The sequence below is a fragment of the Herbiconiux sp. A18JL235 genome, from assembly GCF_040939305.1.
Classification (GTDB): Bacteria; Actinomycetota; Actinomycetes; order Actinomycetales; family Microbacteriaceae; genus Herbiconiux.
This window is the reverse complement of sequence record NZ_CP162511.1, coordinates 579,530-595,330: the sequence shown is the minus strand read 5'-3', so window position 1 is coordinate 595,330 and position 15,801 is coordinate 579,530. Positions and strand designations below refer to the sequence as shown.

Below are 15,801 nucleotides of genomic sequence, written 5' to 3'. Positions count from 1 at the left end.
CGTTTCTGTGGGAGGGGTTGAGGGGAGGAAGGATCACTCGCTGCGGAGCGCGTCGATCGGGGCGAGCCTGGCGGCCCGGGTGGCGGGGTAGACGCCGAACACCAGGCCGATGGCGAGGGCCACACCGATCGAGACCCCGACGGCGGCGGGTGACACGACGATGGACGAGCCGATCACCCCGGGCAGCACGAGCGCCGCGCCGATGCCGAGCACGGCGCCGAGGAGGCCCCCGGTGAGCCCGAGGATCGCGGACTCCACGAGGAACTGCCGTCGGATGGCCCACGGCGGAGCACCGAGCGCCTTGCGCAGGCCGATCTCACGGGTGCGCTCCGTGACCGAGACCAGCATGATGTTCATCACCCCGATGCCGCCGACGAGGAGCGACAGGGCGGCGATGCCGGTGAGAAGCACGGTGAGGGTCTGGTAGATCGAGGTCGCCGTGTCGACCAGGGCGTTCTGCGAGCTGATGGTGAAGTCGGCCGAGTCGGCGTCGGCGACGGCGTGCAGGTTGAGCAGCACCGTCTGCACCTCCTGGTACGCCGCTGCGAGCTGCGCATCCGACGCCGCCTTGACGTAGATGGTCGAGACCGAGCTCGAGTCGGTGCCGCCGATGAGCTGGTTCGCCGCGGTCGACAACGGCACGACGGCGAGGTCGTCGAGGTTCGACGAACTGTCCGAGCCCGCCGAGGCGAGCACACCGACGATCTCGAAGGAGCGACCGTCGATGCTGACGCTCCGGCCCACCACGTTCGTGGTGCCGAACAGCTCGGTCGCCGTCTCGGATCCCAGCACGACGACCGCGGCCTGGGTCGCCTCGTCGTCGGCGGTGATGAACTCGCCTGCCACGAGCTCCCGCGAACGCACCTCGAGCCACGACGGGGTGGTGCCGGTGACGGTGGTGGTCCAGTTGGTGTCGTTCGCCTCCAGCGCGAGCGAGCTCGTCTTCTCGGCGGCGACGGATGCGACGTCGGGCGCGTTCACCGCGGAGTCGAGCGCCTCGGCATCGGCCGCCGTGAGGGTCGACCCGGTGCCGAAGCCTCCGCGCATCCCGGAGCTGTCGGTGCTCGACCCCGGTGAGACGATGAGCAGATTGCTGCCGAGCGAGCTGATCTGCTCGCTCACGTCCTTCTGGGTGCCGAGGCCGAGTCCGACCGTCATGATGACGGCGGCGATGCCGATGAGGATGCCGAGCACCGTGAGCAGGGAGCGCAGCGCATGCGCCCGCACGGCCGCCCAGCTCGTGCTGAGGGTCTCCGCCCAGTTCATGCCGCACCCGCCGATCCGGCGCGCGCCGGGCCTCCGGCCGCAGCACCGCCGTCACCGCCGCCTTCGCGCGCGGGGCCGTCGCTGCGGATCTCGCCGTCGCGCACCCACACGATGCGCCGCGCCCGTTCCGCCACCTCGAGCTCGTGCGTGATGAGCACGATGGTGCGGCCGAGCTCGTTCAGCTCGTCGAACAGCCCGAGCACGTCGGCGGTCGAGACCGAGTCGAGGTTGCCGGTGGGTTCGTCGGCGAGGATCATCGTGGGTTCGGCCACCAGCGCCCGCGCCACCGCGACGCGCTGCTGCTGCCCGCCGGAGAGCTCGCCGGGCTTGTTGGCCAATCGCGAACCGAGCCCCACTCGTTCGAGGGCGCGCTCAGCCCGCCGGCGTCGTTCGGCGGCCGGCACCCCCGCGTAGATGAGCGGGAGCTCGACGTTGCGCCAGGCCTCGAGCGCGGGCAGCAGGTTGAACTGCTGGAACACGAAGCCGATCTCGGTGTTGCGGATCTCGGCGAGCTCGGCCTCGGCGAGATCGTCGACGTCGTGCCCCGCGAGGCGGTAATGGCCTGCGGTGAGCGTGTCGAGGCAGCCGAGGATGTTCATGAGCGTCGACTTGCCGGAGCCCGAGGGGCCCATGATGGCCACGTACTCGCCCTCGCCGATCTGCAGGTCGACGCCGCGCAGGGCCTCGAACTCGATCGCGCCCGAGCGGTACACCTTGCGGGCCGCCGCGAGCTCGATCACAGGCGTGCGGTATTCCTCCAGCGGCATACGCCGCTCGGTGACGGTCGTCATCAGTTGCCGCCCGTCGTTCCGCCGGGGAACTGCCCGCCGCCGGCCCCACCCATCTGGGACGGATCGAAGCCCTCCGGGAGCGTTCCGCCGCCGGGGAATCCGCCGGAACCGCCCTGGTTCGAGCTGCCTCCGGTGCCGGTGTCGCCCTGGCCCGGGGTGAACAGGGTCACCTGGACCTCGTCGCCCTCGGCGATCCCCGCGGTGATCTCGGTGAGGGAGCCCGAGGTCTCACCCACGGCGACGGTGGTCACCGTCTCCGCCCCGTCGGCACCGACCACCGTGACTGTGGAGGTGCCATCCGCATCCGTCGACACGGCAGCGCTCGGCACCGTGAGCACGTCGGTGCGGCGCTCGTAGACGATGGAGGCGGTGACCGAGACGCCGTCGTACAGCCCCTCGGGCGACCCCGTCACGGCCACGGTCACGGGGTAGGTGGCGGCGCCCGAGCTGGTGGAGGGCAGCATGCCGACCTCGGAGACGGTGCCGAAGAACGACGTGCCGTCGTCGGTGGCGAGCTCGACCTGGTCACCGACGGCGATGTTCTTCAGGTCGGTCTCACCCACCTGGAGGGAGACCTGCCAGGAGTCGGTGCTGACGATGGTGAACTGCGCGGTACTGCTCGAGCTCGAGCTGCTGCTGCCCGTCCCGCCCGCCGCCGTGCCTGTGCCCGTGCCCGATGACCCCGACCTCGAGCCCGAGCTCGAGCTCGAGCTCGAACCCGACGATGACGCGGAGCCCGACGACGACCCGCTCACCGCGTCTCCGACCTCGAGACCGACCGCGGTCACGAGCCCCGCCACCGGAGCCACCAGCGTCGTGCCGCTCACGGCGGCCGCCGCCTTGTCGGCCGCCGCTTGGGCCACGGCGACGGCGGCCTCGTCGGAGGCGATCTGGGCGGCGGCCGCATCCGTGCCGTCGTCATCCGCCTCCGCCGACGCGAGGGTCGCCTGCGCCTTGGCGAGCGTCGCCTGCGCCGCGAGCAGATCGGCCTGCACCGTGAGCGTGTCGACGGTCGCCAGCACGTCGCCGGCGGCGACCATCGAACCCGCCTGCACGTTCACCGCCGTGACGGTGCCCCCGACGGAGAAGTCGACGCTCTCGTTCACCGTGGGGGCCAGCGTGCCCGAGGCGTCGACGGTCTTCTCGAGCGTCTCGAGACTCGCGGCGACGGTCGTGGTGGTCGGGGCGACCTGGGCGGTGGCCGACGAGGTCGTCGACAGCACGGCCCAGGTCGTCCCGCCCCCGACCACGACGAGCGCGGCGAGGCCGGCGATGATCCAGGTGCGGGGGCGGAGGCGCTTGGCGCGTTCGGCGAGTTTCATGGTCTCCCTCTGAGGGACGGACAACTGACTCGTCGACGCTATGAACGCCGTCTATCAGCACCATTGACCACTCCTTGGGCGACACTATGAATGCATCGTCACCCTCGGATGCGCATCACCGCACGCTCTCCAATCAGCTCGCGCAGGCGGTGAGCTTCTGCACCGCCGGCGTCAGCGAGTTCGGCCCGCCGAGCAGCACCACCTCGGTCGCACCCAGGCTGCCGATGTCGCTCAGCACGCCCTGCGGCACGCAATCGGTGGGCACCACGTAGAGCGGAGCGTCGTCGAGGCCCGCGAGCACACCACCGGCCAAGGCGTCGGGGAAGTTCAGACCCGTCGCGAGGTACACCGTGCTGCTCGTCTCGAACGACGCCCGGTTGAGTGCGATCGAGGTGAGGTAGCGGTTCTCGGCCGACACCCGGTCGACGGCCGCGGGCACGGTCTTCAGCGAGTCGGCGACGCCGCTCGAGACCGAGTTCGGCCCGCCCACGACGGTGATCGACTGCGCCTTCAGGTCGCGGAAGAGGTCGAGCGTGGGCTTGTCGGCCGCGGGCTGGGATCCGTTCACCAGCACGACCGGCTCGAGCGCCGACCCGGCGGCTCCCCCTGCCGAGAGCGCGTCGGGGAAGTTCGTCCCGGTCGCCGCGAACGAGTGCGCTGCCTCGGGGAAGACCGCCGAGACCACTGCGCGGCTGGCCGCATAGCGGTCGGCCCCCGCCAGGCGCTCGACGCCGACGCCGGGCACGAGCGTCTTCAGCGTCGCTACGACGCCGCCCGACACCGAGTTGGGACCGCCGACCACCACGATGCGCTCGGGCTGCAGCGAACGGATCTCGTCGGCGACCACCGCCGGCACCTCGTTCTGGGTGACGAGCAGCAGCGGGCCGCCCTGAGCGACGGCGGCGGGGCCGGCACTCAGCGCATCCGGGTAGTTGAGACCGGTCGCCACGTAGACCACGGGAGCGGTGCCGGGGAACGCGCGCTGCGCGATCGCCACCGCACCCGAGTACCGGTCGGCGCCCGCGATGCGGTCGACCGAGCCGACGAAGAGCGAGCCCGACACGGAGCCGCTCTGCGACTGCGCGTCGCCCGGACCGAAGGTGGAGTAGGCGGTATAGCTGTGGATGCCGGGCGTGAGGCCCGGGACCGTGAGGTTCCAATTGAGGTCGGGCATGACGTCGGCGATGAGCGGTTCGCCGCCGTCGACGGCGATGCGCACCGCGTAGTTGCCCGTGCCGCCCGGGAGCGTTCCGGTGACCAGCCCGTTCGGCCCCACGACGGTGTTCACCGCCGGCCCGGGGGCGGCGACCTTCAGCCACCAGTTCGTGGCGAGCGTGACGATCGAGCCGTAGGGCTGGCCGTTCTCCGAACCGCCGATCATCGGGAACACCGCGGTGATGCCGCCCGAGCAGGCGTCTGTGGTGCCGCCCGAGATGAGCCCCATCGCGTAGGCGCCGGAGACCACCGCGCCACCGCTGTCGCCGTGGTCGCTGCACAGCCCCCGCACGATGTCGGCGTTCACCTGCACGTCGTCGACGCCCACGAGCTGGTCGACCGCGGCGACCTTGCCGCAGGTCCAGCCCGTGGTGCGGCCCGACTTGCAGACGGTCTGGCCGGTGACGGCGTCGCCGTAGTCGCGCACGAGCTGCGGCGTTCCGGCGGTCACCGCGCCGTTGTTGGCACCCGAGTTCCAGGTGCCCACGAAGCCGCGGGCGTTCCAGCCGGATGCGGTGGAAACCAGACCGCCGTCGAACTCGTTGCCGAAGCGGTAGCTGCCCGCGACCTGCTGGCCGAGGCGGCTGCCGAGGCGGCCGTCGGGGTCGTTCGGGCGGTTCTCGACGATCTGGTCGATGCGACCGTTGCCACCCGCGCCCTGACAGTGGCCGGCGGTGACGAACTGCTCACCACCACCCGAGCGGTCGAGTCCGTTGAAGGCTGTCGAGCATCCGTAACCCCGGCCGGAACCGTCGGTGAAGTAGTAGCCCTGACCACCGACGAGATCGGCGAACGACGCGATCGACGCGTCGGCGTATCGGTCGCGGCCAGGAGCCTCGCCGACCTCGGCGACCGCGTTCGCGGCCTCGACGGCCGGCACCTCGGCGTCGCTCAGCACCGTGACGACGAGGGTCGTGCCGTCGAGCCGCGAGTCGGCGACGACGACGCCCTGCGCCTCGAGACCGTCGATCACCGCGCTCGCGGCGAAGGCCGCGTCGGCCCCCGCGAGGTACTCCTCGGCGCTCTCGCCGACATCTGCGGCGAGTGCCTCGGTGAGCTCGGCGGGAAGCCCGGCGGCTGCGGCGCTGTAGGACTCGAGCGAGAAGTCGGGCATGGCGCTGAGCACCTCACCCCCTGCCGGATCGGGCTCGGTGCTCGCCGAGGCCGGCGCGACGCCGAGGGCGGAGACCGCCACGAGTGCTGTGCCGGTGAGCAGGACGGTTGCTGTGGCGCGCGCGGAGCGCAGCGTGATGCGGAGCATCGGTGCCTCTCGATAAGCCGGGCCCCCCGGTCCGGATGCGCTCATCCTAGGGCACCACCTCCCTCCCCCGACAAGACACCCGGATGCGCACGATAGAATCGATGCAATGTGCGGCATCGTGGGCATCGTTTCGGCCGAGCCCGTCAACCAACTCGTCTACGACTCACTCCTCCTGCTTCAGCACCGGGGGCAGGACTCGACGGGAATCGCCACGGCCGAGGGCAGCATCTTCCACAGCGTCAAGGCCAAGGGCCAGGTGCGTGAGGCCTTCCGCACCCGCGACATGCGGTCGCTGCTCGGCACCATGGGCCTCGGGCACGTGCGCTACGCGACGCAGGGCTCCGCCGCCAAGGAGCAGGAGGCGCAGCCGTTCTACGTGAACGCGCCCTACGGCATCATCCTGGTGCACAACGGCAACCTCACGAACACCCGCGAGCTCACCGGCGAGCTCTACAACATCGACCGCAGGCACCTCAACACCGACTCCGACACCGAGGTGCTGCTGAACGTCTTCGCCAACGAGCTGCAGTCGCAGATCACCGGCCTCTCGCTCGACCCCGAGCAGATCTTCACCGCGGTGTCGCGGGTTCACGAGCGCGTCGAGGGCTCGTACGCGACCATCGCGATGATCGCCGGGCACGGGTTGCTCGCCTTCCGTGACCCGTTCGGCATCCGCCCCCTCACCATCGGCGGGCGACTGCTCGAGAACGGGCAGATGGAGTACATCGTCGCCTCGGAGTCGCTCGTCATGGAGAGCCTCGGCTACGACATCGTGCGCGACGTCGAGCCGGGCGAAGCGGTGTTCATCACGCTCGACGGCGAGCTCATCGCCAAGCAGTGCGCCCCGCAGCACGCTCTGGTGCCGTGCTCGTTCGAGTACGTCTACCTGGCCCGGCCCGACTCGGTGATGTCGGGCATCTCGGTGTACGAGGCGCGACTGCGTCTCGGCAACTACCTCGCCGACACGGTCGCCCGCTACACCCCGATGGGCGACATCGACGTGGTCATGCCCATCCCCGACTCCTCGCGGCCGGCCGCCATGCAGGTCGCCCAGAAGCTCGGCGTGGAGTACCGCGAGGGCTTCTACAAGAACCGCTACGTCGGGCGCACGTTCATCATGCCCGGGCAGGCGGCCCGGAAGAAGTCGGTGCGGCAGAAGCTCAACGCGATGTCGACCGAGTTCAAGGGCAAGAACATCCTCATCGTCGACGACTCCATCGTGCGCGGCACGACCTCGAAGGAGATCGTCGACATGGCGCGCGCCGCCGGAGCGAACAAGGTCACCTTCGCGAGCGCCGCACCCCCCGTGCGCTTCCCGCACGTCTACGGCATCAACATGCCGTCGCGGCACGAGCTCGTGGCGCACGACCGCAAGATCCCCGAGATCGCCGCGGCCATCGGCGCCGACCATCTCATCTACCAGGAGGTCGACGACATGCGGAAGGCCATCACCGAGGGCTCCTCGCTCGTCACCGACCTCGAGATGAGCTGCTTCACCGGCGATTACGTGACCGGCACCGTCAGCCCCGAGTACCTGGCCTGGGTCGAGGTCACTCAGAACAGCTAGGAGCAGGCGATGGCGACCCCCGATTTCGTGCTCGAGCTGCGGGAGAAGATCGGGCACGCACCCCTGTGGCTCACCGGGGTGACCGCGGTGGTGGTGCGCGGCGACGAGGTGCTTCTGGTGCGGCGCAGCGACAACGGAGCGTGGACGCCTGTGACCGGCATCGTCGACCCCGGCGAGGAGCCCGCGATCGCCGCCGTGCGGGAGGTGCTCGAAGAGGCCGACATCCACGCGAAGGCGCAGCACCTGGCCTGGGTGCATGTGATCCCCACGATCGTCTACCCGAACGGCGACGTGTCGCAGTACCTCGACATCACGTTCCGGCTGAGCTACGTCTCGGGCGAGCCCTTCCCCGCCGACGGGGAGAACACGGACGTGCGCTGGTTCCCCCTCGACGCCCTTCCCGAGATGAGCGACGAGATGCACGCCCGCATCCGTCACGCCCTGGACGGCGTGGAGGCTGCCCGCTTCGTCAGCTGAGCGGGGCGGGCCCCTACGCCACGAGCCCCCGCACGAACGCCGCCTGGCCTGCGTGTTGGAGGTCGTCGGAGACGACGCTCACGAGTCGTACCGCCATCGTCACCGGAGGGGTCCAGTTCTCGTCGACGACCGTATCGAGTCGCGCCTCGGCTCCGGTGGCGAGCGAGCGCAGGAACGCGACTGTCGCGGCGTACACCGCCTCGTGGTAGCCGACGAGCGACTCGCTCGTGACACCGGCGCCCGCCACCTGCCCGACCTCCTCGGAGGAATGCCCGTACCCCGTCGCATCCGCGGCGAAGGGCAGCGCGAAGCGCTCGCGCCACCCACCCGACTCCCACTGCTGCGGCGTTCCGGCGAGCTCGGCGACGTGGTCGTCCTGCACGCGGGTGAGGTGCCAGACCAACCACGCGATGGTGTTCGCCTCAGGTGCCACCCGGGCGGTGAGCTGCACATCGGTGAGTTCTCCGGCAGCACGTCGGACGGTGTCGCGGATGCGCGTGAAGGCATCTTCGAGAAGATCGATGGTGGTCGTCATGCCGCCAGCATAGGCACACGCGCCCAGCGCGCGGACGGGCCCTTTTCAGCGTCTTCACCATCACGCGCCGTACCCTGGCCGATATGCCCGAAAGTCCCCTCCGCGTCGTCAGCGCCTTCCAGCGCCTGATCGACGGCACGAAGCGCCCCCTCGGCATGATGCTGGCTCTGAGCATCGCCGCCGCCCTGCTCGTCACCGTGCTCGCCGTGCCCGCCATGGCGGTCACCGGCGTCTACGCCTCGCGCACCGCGACCGCCCTCGACACGCTGCCCGATTCCATCCGGCCCGGCGAGCTCGCTCAGAAGTCGGAGATCTACGCCACCAACAGTGACGGCTCGAACACCCTGCTCGCCACCGTGTTCGACCAGAACCGTCAGGAGGTGGGCTGGGACCAGGTGTCGCAATTCGTGAAGGATGCCGTCGTCTCCACCGAAGACCCGCGTTTCTACGAGCATTCGGGCGTCGACGTGGCCTCCACCCTGCGGGCGGCCGTCGGCAACGTGGCATCCGGCGGCGTCTCGAGCGGAGCGTCGACGGTCACGATGCAGTACGTGCGCAACATCCTCGTGCAGCAGGCCGAGATGATGGACACGAAAGCCGAACGCGACGCCGCCTACGAAGCCGCCACCACCGAGTCGCTCGACCGCAAGATGAGCGAGATGCGCCTAGCCATCGCGCTCGAGAAGCAGTACTCGAAAGACGACATCCTGCTCGGCTACCTCAACATCGCGAACTTCGGCGGCTCCGTCTACGGCATCGAGGCCGCCGCGCAGTACTACTTCGGCGTGAGCGCCGCCGACCTCACGCTGCCCCAGGCGGCGACCCTCGCCGCGACCGTGAACGAGCCGAACGGGCTGCGCATCGACGAGCCCGAGAACATCGAGGCCAACAAGGCGCGGCGCGACGAAGACGTGCTCGCGTCGATGCTCAAGCAGAAGGCCATCACGCAGCAGCAGTACGACGAGGCGGTCGCCACCCCCGTCACACCGAACATCACGCAGCCCACCACCGGCTGCCAGGCGGCGGCCGACGGCGCGGCGTACTTCTGCGACTACGTCACCTGGATCGTCAAGAACGACCCCACCTTCGGCGACACCGCCGACGAGCGCTGGCAGCACTTCAAGCAGGGCGGGTACGAGATCTACACCACCCTCGACACGCAGCTGCAGGCCAACGCCCACGAGACGATGACCGAGTACATCCCCGCCACCTACGCCGGCGCCGACCTGGGTTCCACGATCGTGACCGTCGAGCCCGGCACCGGGCGCATCCTGGCGATGGCGCAGAACACCACCTTCGACGACGACCCCGACACGCAGGTGCCGGGGGCCACCGCGGTGAACTACAACACCGACATCGACTACGGCGGCTCCTCGGGGTTCCAGGTCGGCTCGACCTACAAGGTGTTCGCGCTGGCGGAGTGGCTGAAGCAGGGCCACACCCTCTCCGACCGGGTGAGCGGCAACGAGACCACGTGGGACATGGCGACCATCCCTAACAGCTGTCAGCCGGTCAGCGGCAGCTGGGAGCCCGCCAACGACGGCAGCTCGCGCCCCGGCACGATGTCGGTGCAGAGCGCCCTCACCAACTCGGTGAACAACGCCTTCGTGGCCATGTCGCAGCAGCTCGACCTGTGCAACATCAAGAAGACTGCCGAGGAGCTCGGCGTGCATCGCGCCGACGGGAACGAGCTCGACTCGCAGCCCTCGTCGGTGCTCGGCACCAACGAGATCGCGCCGGTGACCATGGCCGCCGCGTACGCGGGCATCGCCGCGAACGGCGTCTACTGCGCCCCTGTCGCCATCGACCGCATCGTCGATCCCTCCGGTCAGGAGATCGCGACGCCGAACGCCGACTGCCACCAGGCCTGGGACCCGACCATCGCCTCCACCGTGGCCTATGCCATGCTCGGGCCCATCGAGAGCGGCACGGCCACCGCCTCCAACCCCTACGACGGCATCACCCACATCGGCAAGACCGGCACCACCGACAACGAGAAGGACACGTGGATGGTCGGCGCCTCCACCGCCGCCGCCACGGCAGTCTGGGTGGGCAACGTCAGTGGCAACGTGTCGATGACCGAGGTCTATCCGAACGACTGGACGGGCTCCTCCGTGCGCCACCGCATCTGGCGGGCCGTGATGACGGCGAACGACGATCTGCGCGGGGGCGGCGAGTTCCCCGAGCCCGACGAGGCCCTTGTCGACGGCTCGAGCTCACGGTTCGACAGCTCCGACGACTCCGACGCGCCCGACCCCATCCCGTCGGTGACCGCCACCCCGGCGCCCGTTCCCGCACCGGCTCCCGCGCCGGCCCCCGCGCCCACGACTGCCCCCGACCCGGAGCCCGCGCCCGACCCGGAGCCGGTCGACCCCGCGCCCCCGGCGCCCGCCGCGCCCACCCCGACACCTGCCGCCGGCGCGGGCGGCTGACGCCGCTCCCCCTCCGGGACCATCGGGGTGCGGATGCGCATCCGGAGTCCGCGCGTGACGGCAGGTCGCCGGGGTGGGCTTACCGGGAAGTGCGTACTTACGCCCGGGCGGCGCGAGCCGTAGGGTGGCGGAGTCACGACGAGAGAAGGAACGGCAATGGCACGCATCACGGTCTTGGGCGGTACGGGCTACGCGGGAGCGGCTATCGTCGCCGAGGCGAAGAAGCGCGGGCACGAGGTGACCGCGGTGAGCCGCACGGCCGCCGAGCAGCCCGTCGACGGGGTCGATTACGTCGAGGGGTCGGCGCTCGACTCCGCGGTGCTCGACCGGGTCGTCGAGGGTCGCGACGCCGTCGTGATCGCGCTGTCGCCGCGGGGCGACATGGCGGGCAAGCTCGAGCCGATCGTGTCGGAGCTCGTGGAACGCCTGGCGGGCACGCCGACGCGTCTCGGGTACGTCGGTGGAGCATCTTCGTTGCAGGTCGAGCCCGGCGGGCCGCGGCTCTGGGACGTCACCCACGAGGAACTCCCCGCCGAGGTGAAGCCCGAGATCGAGACCGGCCTCAACGCCCTCGAGCTGCTGGGTTCGAGCCCCGAGTCGCTCGACTGGTTCTACGTGAGCCCCCCGGCCGACTTCGGGTCGTGGCTCGGCACCGACACGAAGGGCAGCTACACCCTCGGCGGCGACGTGCTGCTGCGCGACGAGTCGGGGGCGTCGACCATCTCGGCCGCTGACCTGGCCCTCGCCATCGTCGACGAGATCGAGAGCCCCGCCCACCACCGCGCCCGCTTCACCGCGATCGCCTGAGGCGGTCGGGGCGGCCCCGGCCGCCCCGACCCCGCCATCCCGCGTTTCTCACGGACAAAGTCCGTGTAAACGTCGTTCTTCACGGACTTTGTGCGTGAGAACCCGGGGATGGGTGAGCAGACGGGCCTCCCGTCAGGCGGAGAGCTCGGTGAGCTTCTGTTCGATGACGGTGGCGGCGTCGTCGATGAGCTCCTCGCTGATGACGACGGAGGGCAGGAAGCGGAGCACGCTGTCCCAGCTGCCCGCGTCGAGCACGATGACCCCCTGCGAGGCGGCGTACTGGATGACGGCCTTCAGCGCCTCGGGGTTCGGCTTCTTCGTGCCGGGCAGCACCAGCTCGACACCGATCATCGCGCCCTTGCCGCGAACCTCGCCCACGATGGGGAAGCGCGAGGGCCAGTCGCCGATGCGGTCGAAGAACGCCTTCTCGACGCGCTGCGCCTCGCCGATGAGGTTCTCACGCTCGACCAGGTCGAACACGGCGAGCGCGGCGGCGGTGGAGACGGGATTGCCGCCGAAGGTGCCGCCGACGCCGCCGGGCTGCACAGAATCCATGATCTCGGCCCGGCCGGTGACCGCGGCGAGCGGGAAGCCGCCCGCGATGCCCTTCGCGCTGGTGACCAGGTCGGGCACGACCCCGTGGTGCTCGATGGAGTACCAGGCACCCGTGCGGGCGATGCCGGCCTGGATCTCGTCGGCGACGAACACGATGCCGTTCTCGGTGCAGAACTCGCTGAGCCGCTTGAAGTAGCCCGGTGCCGGGATGATGATGCCGCCGTCGCCCTGGATCGGCTCGACGAAGAGCGCGGCGAGCTCGGTGGCGCCGATGTGAGTGACGATGTAGTCGATGGTGCGCTCGGCGGCCTCCTCACCCGTCATGCCCTCGGGGTCGCGGAAGGGGTAGCTGATCGGCACGCTGAAGATGTCGCCCGGCATCGGGCCCATGCCCGCGCGCTCGGGCCAGGGGCGGTAGGTCATCGCCATGGTGAGGTTGGTGCGGCCGTGGAACGCGTGGTCGAGCGCGGCGATGACGCGGCGGCCGGTGTACTTGCGGGCGATCTTCACGGCGTTCTCGACTGCCTCCGCACCCGAGTTCACGAGGATCGACCGCTTCTCGAAGTCGCCCGGCGTGATCTCGGCGAGCTTCTCGGCGACCTTCACGTAGTTCTCGTACGGCGTGACGGTGAAGAGGGTGTGGGTGAGCTTGTCGGCCTGAGCGGCGGCGGCCGCCGCGATCTCAGGATGCGCGTGGCCGATGGTGGTGACGCCGATGCCGCAGCCGAGGTCGATGATCTGGTTGCCGTCGACGTCGACGAGGATGGCGCCCGACCCGTGGTCCATGTAGATGTCGGCGAGGGTACCGGCTCCGCGCGAGACCGCCGCACGCCGCCGGGCGTGGAGTTCCCGCGAGCGGGGGCCGGGGAGCTCGGTGACGAGCTTGCGCTGCTGGGGCACGGAGAAGTCGCTGGAAGCCATGACCCGAGCCTATCCGTCGAGGTGCCCGCCGGCAGCGAGGCGTGCGCGTTTGTCTGACAATCGGGCGGATGCGCTTGTCATCGCCCGACTCCCTTGCGAGGGCAGGTGTCGACATGGTCGTCGACCACCCCGGTCGACTGGAGGTACGCGTAGACGATCGTCGACCCGACGAAGGTGAAGCCGCGCTTCTTGAGGTCTTTGCTCAGCCGGTCGGAGAGCTCGGTGGTGGCCGGCAGGTCGCCGAGGCCGCGTGGATGGCCGACGATCGGCTCACCACCCGGCGCCCACCCCCACAGGTAGGCGGCGAAGGAGCCGAACTCCTGCTGCACCCGTTGGAAGGCCAGCGCGTTCTTGCGCGCGCCGAAGATCTTGAGGCGGTTGCGGATGATTCCCGGCTCGGCCATGAGGTGCTCTAGCTCGTCGTCGCCCATCGTCGCCACCGCATCGACGTCGAAGTCGTGGAACGCGGCGGCGTAGCCGGAACGGCGACCGAGGATCGTCGCCCACGACAGGCCCGCCTGCGCCCCCTCGAGCAGCAGCATCTCGAACAGATGGCGGTCGTCGCGACTCGGCACCCCCCACTCCGCGTCGTGGTAGCGGCGCATGGCCGGGCTGCCGTTGGCCCAGCCGCAGGTGCCGTCGTGGGGGTCGAAGGCGTCTCGGTCGGCGTCGCTCATGCACCCATCCTGGCGGTCACCACCGACATCGTGGCGGGCCCGCGCATCCGCTCAGCCGCCCACGGTGGAGCCGAAGCCCGACTTGCCCGACGAGCCGAAGCCGCTCTTCAGCGGCGCGCGCTCCCCGGTCTGCGCACCCGCGGGCGCGGGCGACACGACGTCGCTCTGCAGCTTCGAGCCGGGGGCCGCGAACCCACCCGACGCCACGTTCGACCAGCCGGCCACGTTCGGCGAGGCCCAGCGCGACCCCGCGAACAGGATGGGGCCGAGCCAGGCGTGGCCGTAGTGCGCGTTCGGGTAGTTGCTCGAGGGCTCGCAGAGCTCTTCCGGTGTGTCGACGATCTGCTCGCCCTGCCGCTCGAGGATGGCGATCTGCTCGGTGACATCGGCGATGCAGGCCTCCTTCGAGTCGTACATCGGGCGTTCGGCGCTGTCGGGAACCACGTACTTCTGGCCGTCGGCGCCTTCCAGCACGATCCCCTCCTCGGTCGGGGTGCACCCCGAGAGGGCGAGCACCGCGCCGGCGATGGAGGCGACGGCGACTCCGCGCGTCGCGGCGGGCGAGAGGCCGACGCCCCCGGCACGCGCTCGGGCGCGGTGGGCCGCGCCGATGCCGCTCAGCTCGAGTCTGCCGGTACGAGCTGCCATCAGATCGTCTCCGTTCCCGCCGGGAGGATGAGGTGGGGCACGAACTCGGCGAGGTCGCCCGTGATGGGGCCGCCGGTCTCGCGCAGGTCGACGCCGGCCGGGGTCTCGCCGACCACCCAGCTGCCGACCACGGCGGTCTTGCCGTCGATCGGAGTGAAGCGCGCGCGTTCCTGGAACACGAAGCCCTCCTCGCCGTAGCCGCCGTCGTTCTCCGCCACGACGGAGCCCGAACCGTCGATCACACGCACGTTCGCGCCCTCGCGGCCTAGGCGGGGTTTGGCGACGTAGCCCGCTCGTCGATCGGGCAGCGCATCCGGTGACGCGAACGCCGGGAGGAGGTTCGGATGCCCGGGGAACAGCTCCCAGAGCACCACGAGCAGCTGCTTGTTGCTGAGCAGGAGCTTCCACGGCGGTTCGACCCACCGCGTGACGAAGCGGCTGTTGGGGAGGAAGGCTCCGAACTGCTCGGTGATCATCCACTCCCACGGGTACAGCTTGAAGATGCGGTGCACCTCTTCGTCGTCGGCGTCGAGGAAGACGCCGCGGTCGATGCTGAACGCGAGGTCTTCCATGAAGACGAGCTTCGGGTCGAAGCCCGCGGCCTTCGCCGTCTCGGCCATGTACGCGACGGTGTCGAAGTCTTCGACGATGAGCTCGCCGTCGCCGGTGTCTCGCAGGGAGGCCAGGTGCAGACGGGTGCCGGGCGCGACTCCCCAACGGGCCGAGCGGATGTGCTCCCACTGCTCGACGAGCAGCTCGTGCACGGCGTTGAACTGGTCGGCGCCTTCGGGGAGCACACCCCGGGACTTCTGCTCCTCGAGCCACTGCCACTGCGCGGCGGCGGTCTCGACGAGGGAGGTGGGGGTGTCGGCGTTGAACTCCAGCAGGGTGACGGTGGGGGCGGATGCGCGGTGGGCGTCGCCCGGCCGGGCGCGGCCGTCGTGGTAGGCGAGGTCGAAGCGGCCGTAGACGGTGGGGTCGTCGTCGTCCCACGAATCGCGCACGAGAGCGTGGAACTGCGGGGGGATGCCGAACTCGTCGAAGCGGCCCTGGCGGACGACGAACTCCACGGCGTCCATGCAGCGGGCGAACAGCTCGGTCGTCGCCTGCTCGAGCAGCTCGATCTCGGGCGGCTCGAACACGTAGGCGGCGGCTTCGCTCCAATACGGTCGCCCGCCCTCCGACTCGAGGTCGTAGAAGGTGAACCCGACGGCGTCGCAGCGTTCGCGCCAGTTCGGTCGCGGTGAGATCTCGGTGCGGCGCATGACACGGTGAGCCTACCCGAGCGACCGGGCGTGAGCGCGGGTGATGAACGGATGCGCACGGC

Annotated in this window: 13 protein-coding genes; 4 read left to right on the top strand and 9 right to left on the bottom strand. The window is 70.2% G+C overall.

The window, feature by feature from the left end; genetic code table 11:
• Positions 1-33 precede the first annotated feature (33 nt).
• The 4 genes from ABFY20_RS02725 to ABFY20_RS02710 form a co-directional block, all read right to left on the bottom strand.
• Complete coding sequence (locus ABFY20_RS02725; RefSeq protein ID WP_368498420.1) at positions 34-1,266, bottom strand: ABC transporter permease; 1,233 nt, start codon at positions 1,264-1,266, stop codon at positions 34-36.
• Positions 1,263-2,057: an ABC transporter ATP-binding protein gene (locus tag ABFY20_RS02720; protein WP_368498419.1), complete on the bottom strand. Its 795-nt coding sequence runs from the start codon at positions 2,055-2,057 to the stop codon at positions 1,263-1,265. Before ABFY20_RS02720 ends, ABFY20_RS02725 begins: the two co-directional genes overlap by 4 nt.
• Entirely contained in the window at positions 2,057-3,379 is a 1,323-nt protein-coding gene (locus ABFY20_RS02715) for an efflux RND transporter periplasmic adaptor subunit (RefSeq protein ID WP_368498418.1), read from the bottom strand. Before ABFY20_RS02715 ends, ABFY20_RS02720 begins: the two co-directional genes overlap by 1 nt.
• A 133-nt stretch (positions 3,380-3,512) precedes the next feature.
• Positions 3,513-5,855: a cell wall-binding repeat-containing protein gene (locus ABFY20_RS02710; protein WP_368498417.1), complete on the bottom strand. Its 2,343-nt coding sequence runs from the start codon at positions 5,853-5,855 to the stop codon at positions 3,513-3,515.
• Between the two features lie 106 nt (positions 5,856-5,961).
• On the opposite strand from ABFY20_RS02710, the gene purF reads away from it, so the two are divergent.
• The gene (gene purF / locus ABFY20_RS02705) at positions 5,962-7,422 is read left to right on the top strand and encodes an amidophosphoribosyltransferase (RefSeq protein WP_368498416.1); all 1,461 of its coding nucleotides are present in this window, start codon (positions 5,962-5,964) and stop codon (positions 7,420-7,422) included.
• A 9-nt stretch (positions 7,423-7,431) separates the two neighbouring features.
• Complete coding sequence (locus ABFY20_RS02700; protein ID WP_171706168.1) at positions 7,432-7,899, top strand: NUDIX domain-containing protein; 468 nt, start codon at positions 7,432-7,434, stop codon at positions 7,897-7,899.
• Positions 7,900-7,912: 13 nt separating this feature from the next.
• On the opposite strand, the gene ABFY20_RS02695 is transcribed toward ABFY20_RS02700, so the two are convergent.
• The gene (locus ABFY20_RS02695) at positions 7,913-8,434 is read right to left on the bottom strand and encodes a DUF664 domain-containing protein (RefSeq protein ID WP_368498415.1); all 522 of its coding nucleotides are present in this window, start codon (positions 8,432-8,434) and stop codon (positions 7,913-7,915) included.
• A gap of 83 nt (positions 8,435-8,517) precedes the next feature.
• Between ABFY20_RS02695 and ABFY20_RS02690 the strand changes: the two genes are divergently transcribed.
• Both ABFY20_RS02690 and ABFY20_RS02685 read left to right on the top strand, forming a co-directional pair.
• The gene (locus ABFY20_RS02690; protein ID WP_368498414.1) at positions 8,518-10,866 is read left to right on the top strand and encodes a transglycosylase domain-containing protein; all 2,349 of its coding nucleotides are present in this window, start codon (positions 8,518-8,520) and stop codon (positions 10,864-10,866) included.
• Positions 10,867-11,022: 156 nt separating this feature from the next.
• Positions 11,023-11,673: an NAD(P)-dependent oxidoreductase gene (locus ABFY20_RS02685; RefSeq protein WP_368498413.1), complete on the top strand. Its 651-nt coding sequence runs from the start codon at positions 11,023-11,025 to the stop codon at positions 11,671-11,673.
• A gap of 132 nt (positions 11,674-11,805) precedes the next feature.
• Here the strand turns inward: ABFY20_RS02685 and ABFY20_RS02680 are convergent, their stop codons facing one another.
• The 4 genes from ABFY20_RS02680 to ABFY20_RS02665 all read right to left on the bottom strand — a co-directional run bounded on the left by ABFY20_RS02680 (position 11,806) and on the right by ABFY20_RS02665 (position 15,739).
• Positions 11,806-13,149 (bottom strand): aminotransferase class III-fold pyridoxal phosphate-dependent enzyme, encoded by a 1,344-nt coding sequence (locus tag ABFY20_RS02680; RefSeq protein WP_368498412.1) that lies wholly within the window; start codon positions 13,147-13,149, stop codon positions 11,806-11,808.
• A 77-nt stretch (positions 13,150-13,226) separates the two neighbouring features.
• Positions 13,227-13,826, bottom strand: a complete 600-nt coding sequence (locus ABFY20_RS02675) for a DNA-3-methyladenine glycosylase I (RefSeq protein WP_368498411.1) — start codon at positions 13,824-13,826, stop codon at positions 13,227-13,229.
• A 51-nt stretch (positions 13,827-13,877) separates the two neighbouring features.
• Complete coding sequence (locus tag ABFY20_RS02670; protein WP_368498410.1) at positions 13,878-14,474, bottom strand: hypothetical protein; 597 nt, start codon at positions 14,472-14,474, stop codon at positions 13,878-13,880.
• Positions 14,474-15,739 (bottom strand): glutathionylspermidine synthase family protein, encoded by a 1,266-nt coding sequence (locus ABFY20_RS02665; RefSeq protein WP_368498409.1) that lies wholly within the window; start codon positions 15,737-15,739, stop codon positions 14,474-14,476. The genes ABFY20_RS02670 and ABFY20_RS02665 overlap by 1 nt, the downstream gene beginning before the upstream one ends.
• Positions 15,740-15,801 lie beyond the last annotated feature (62 nt).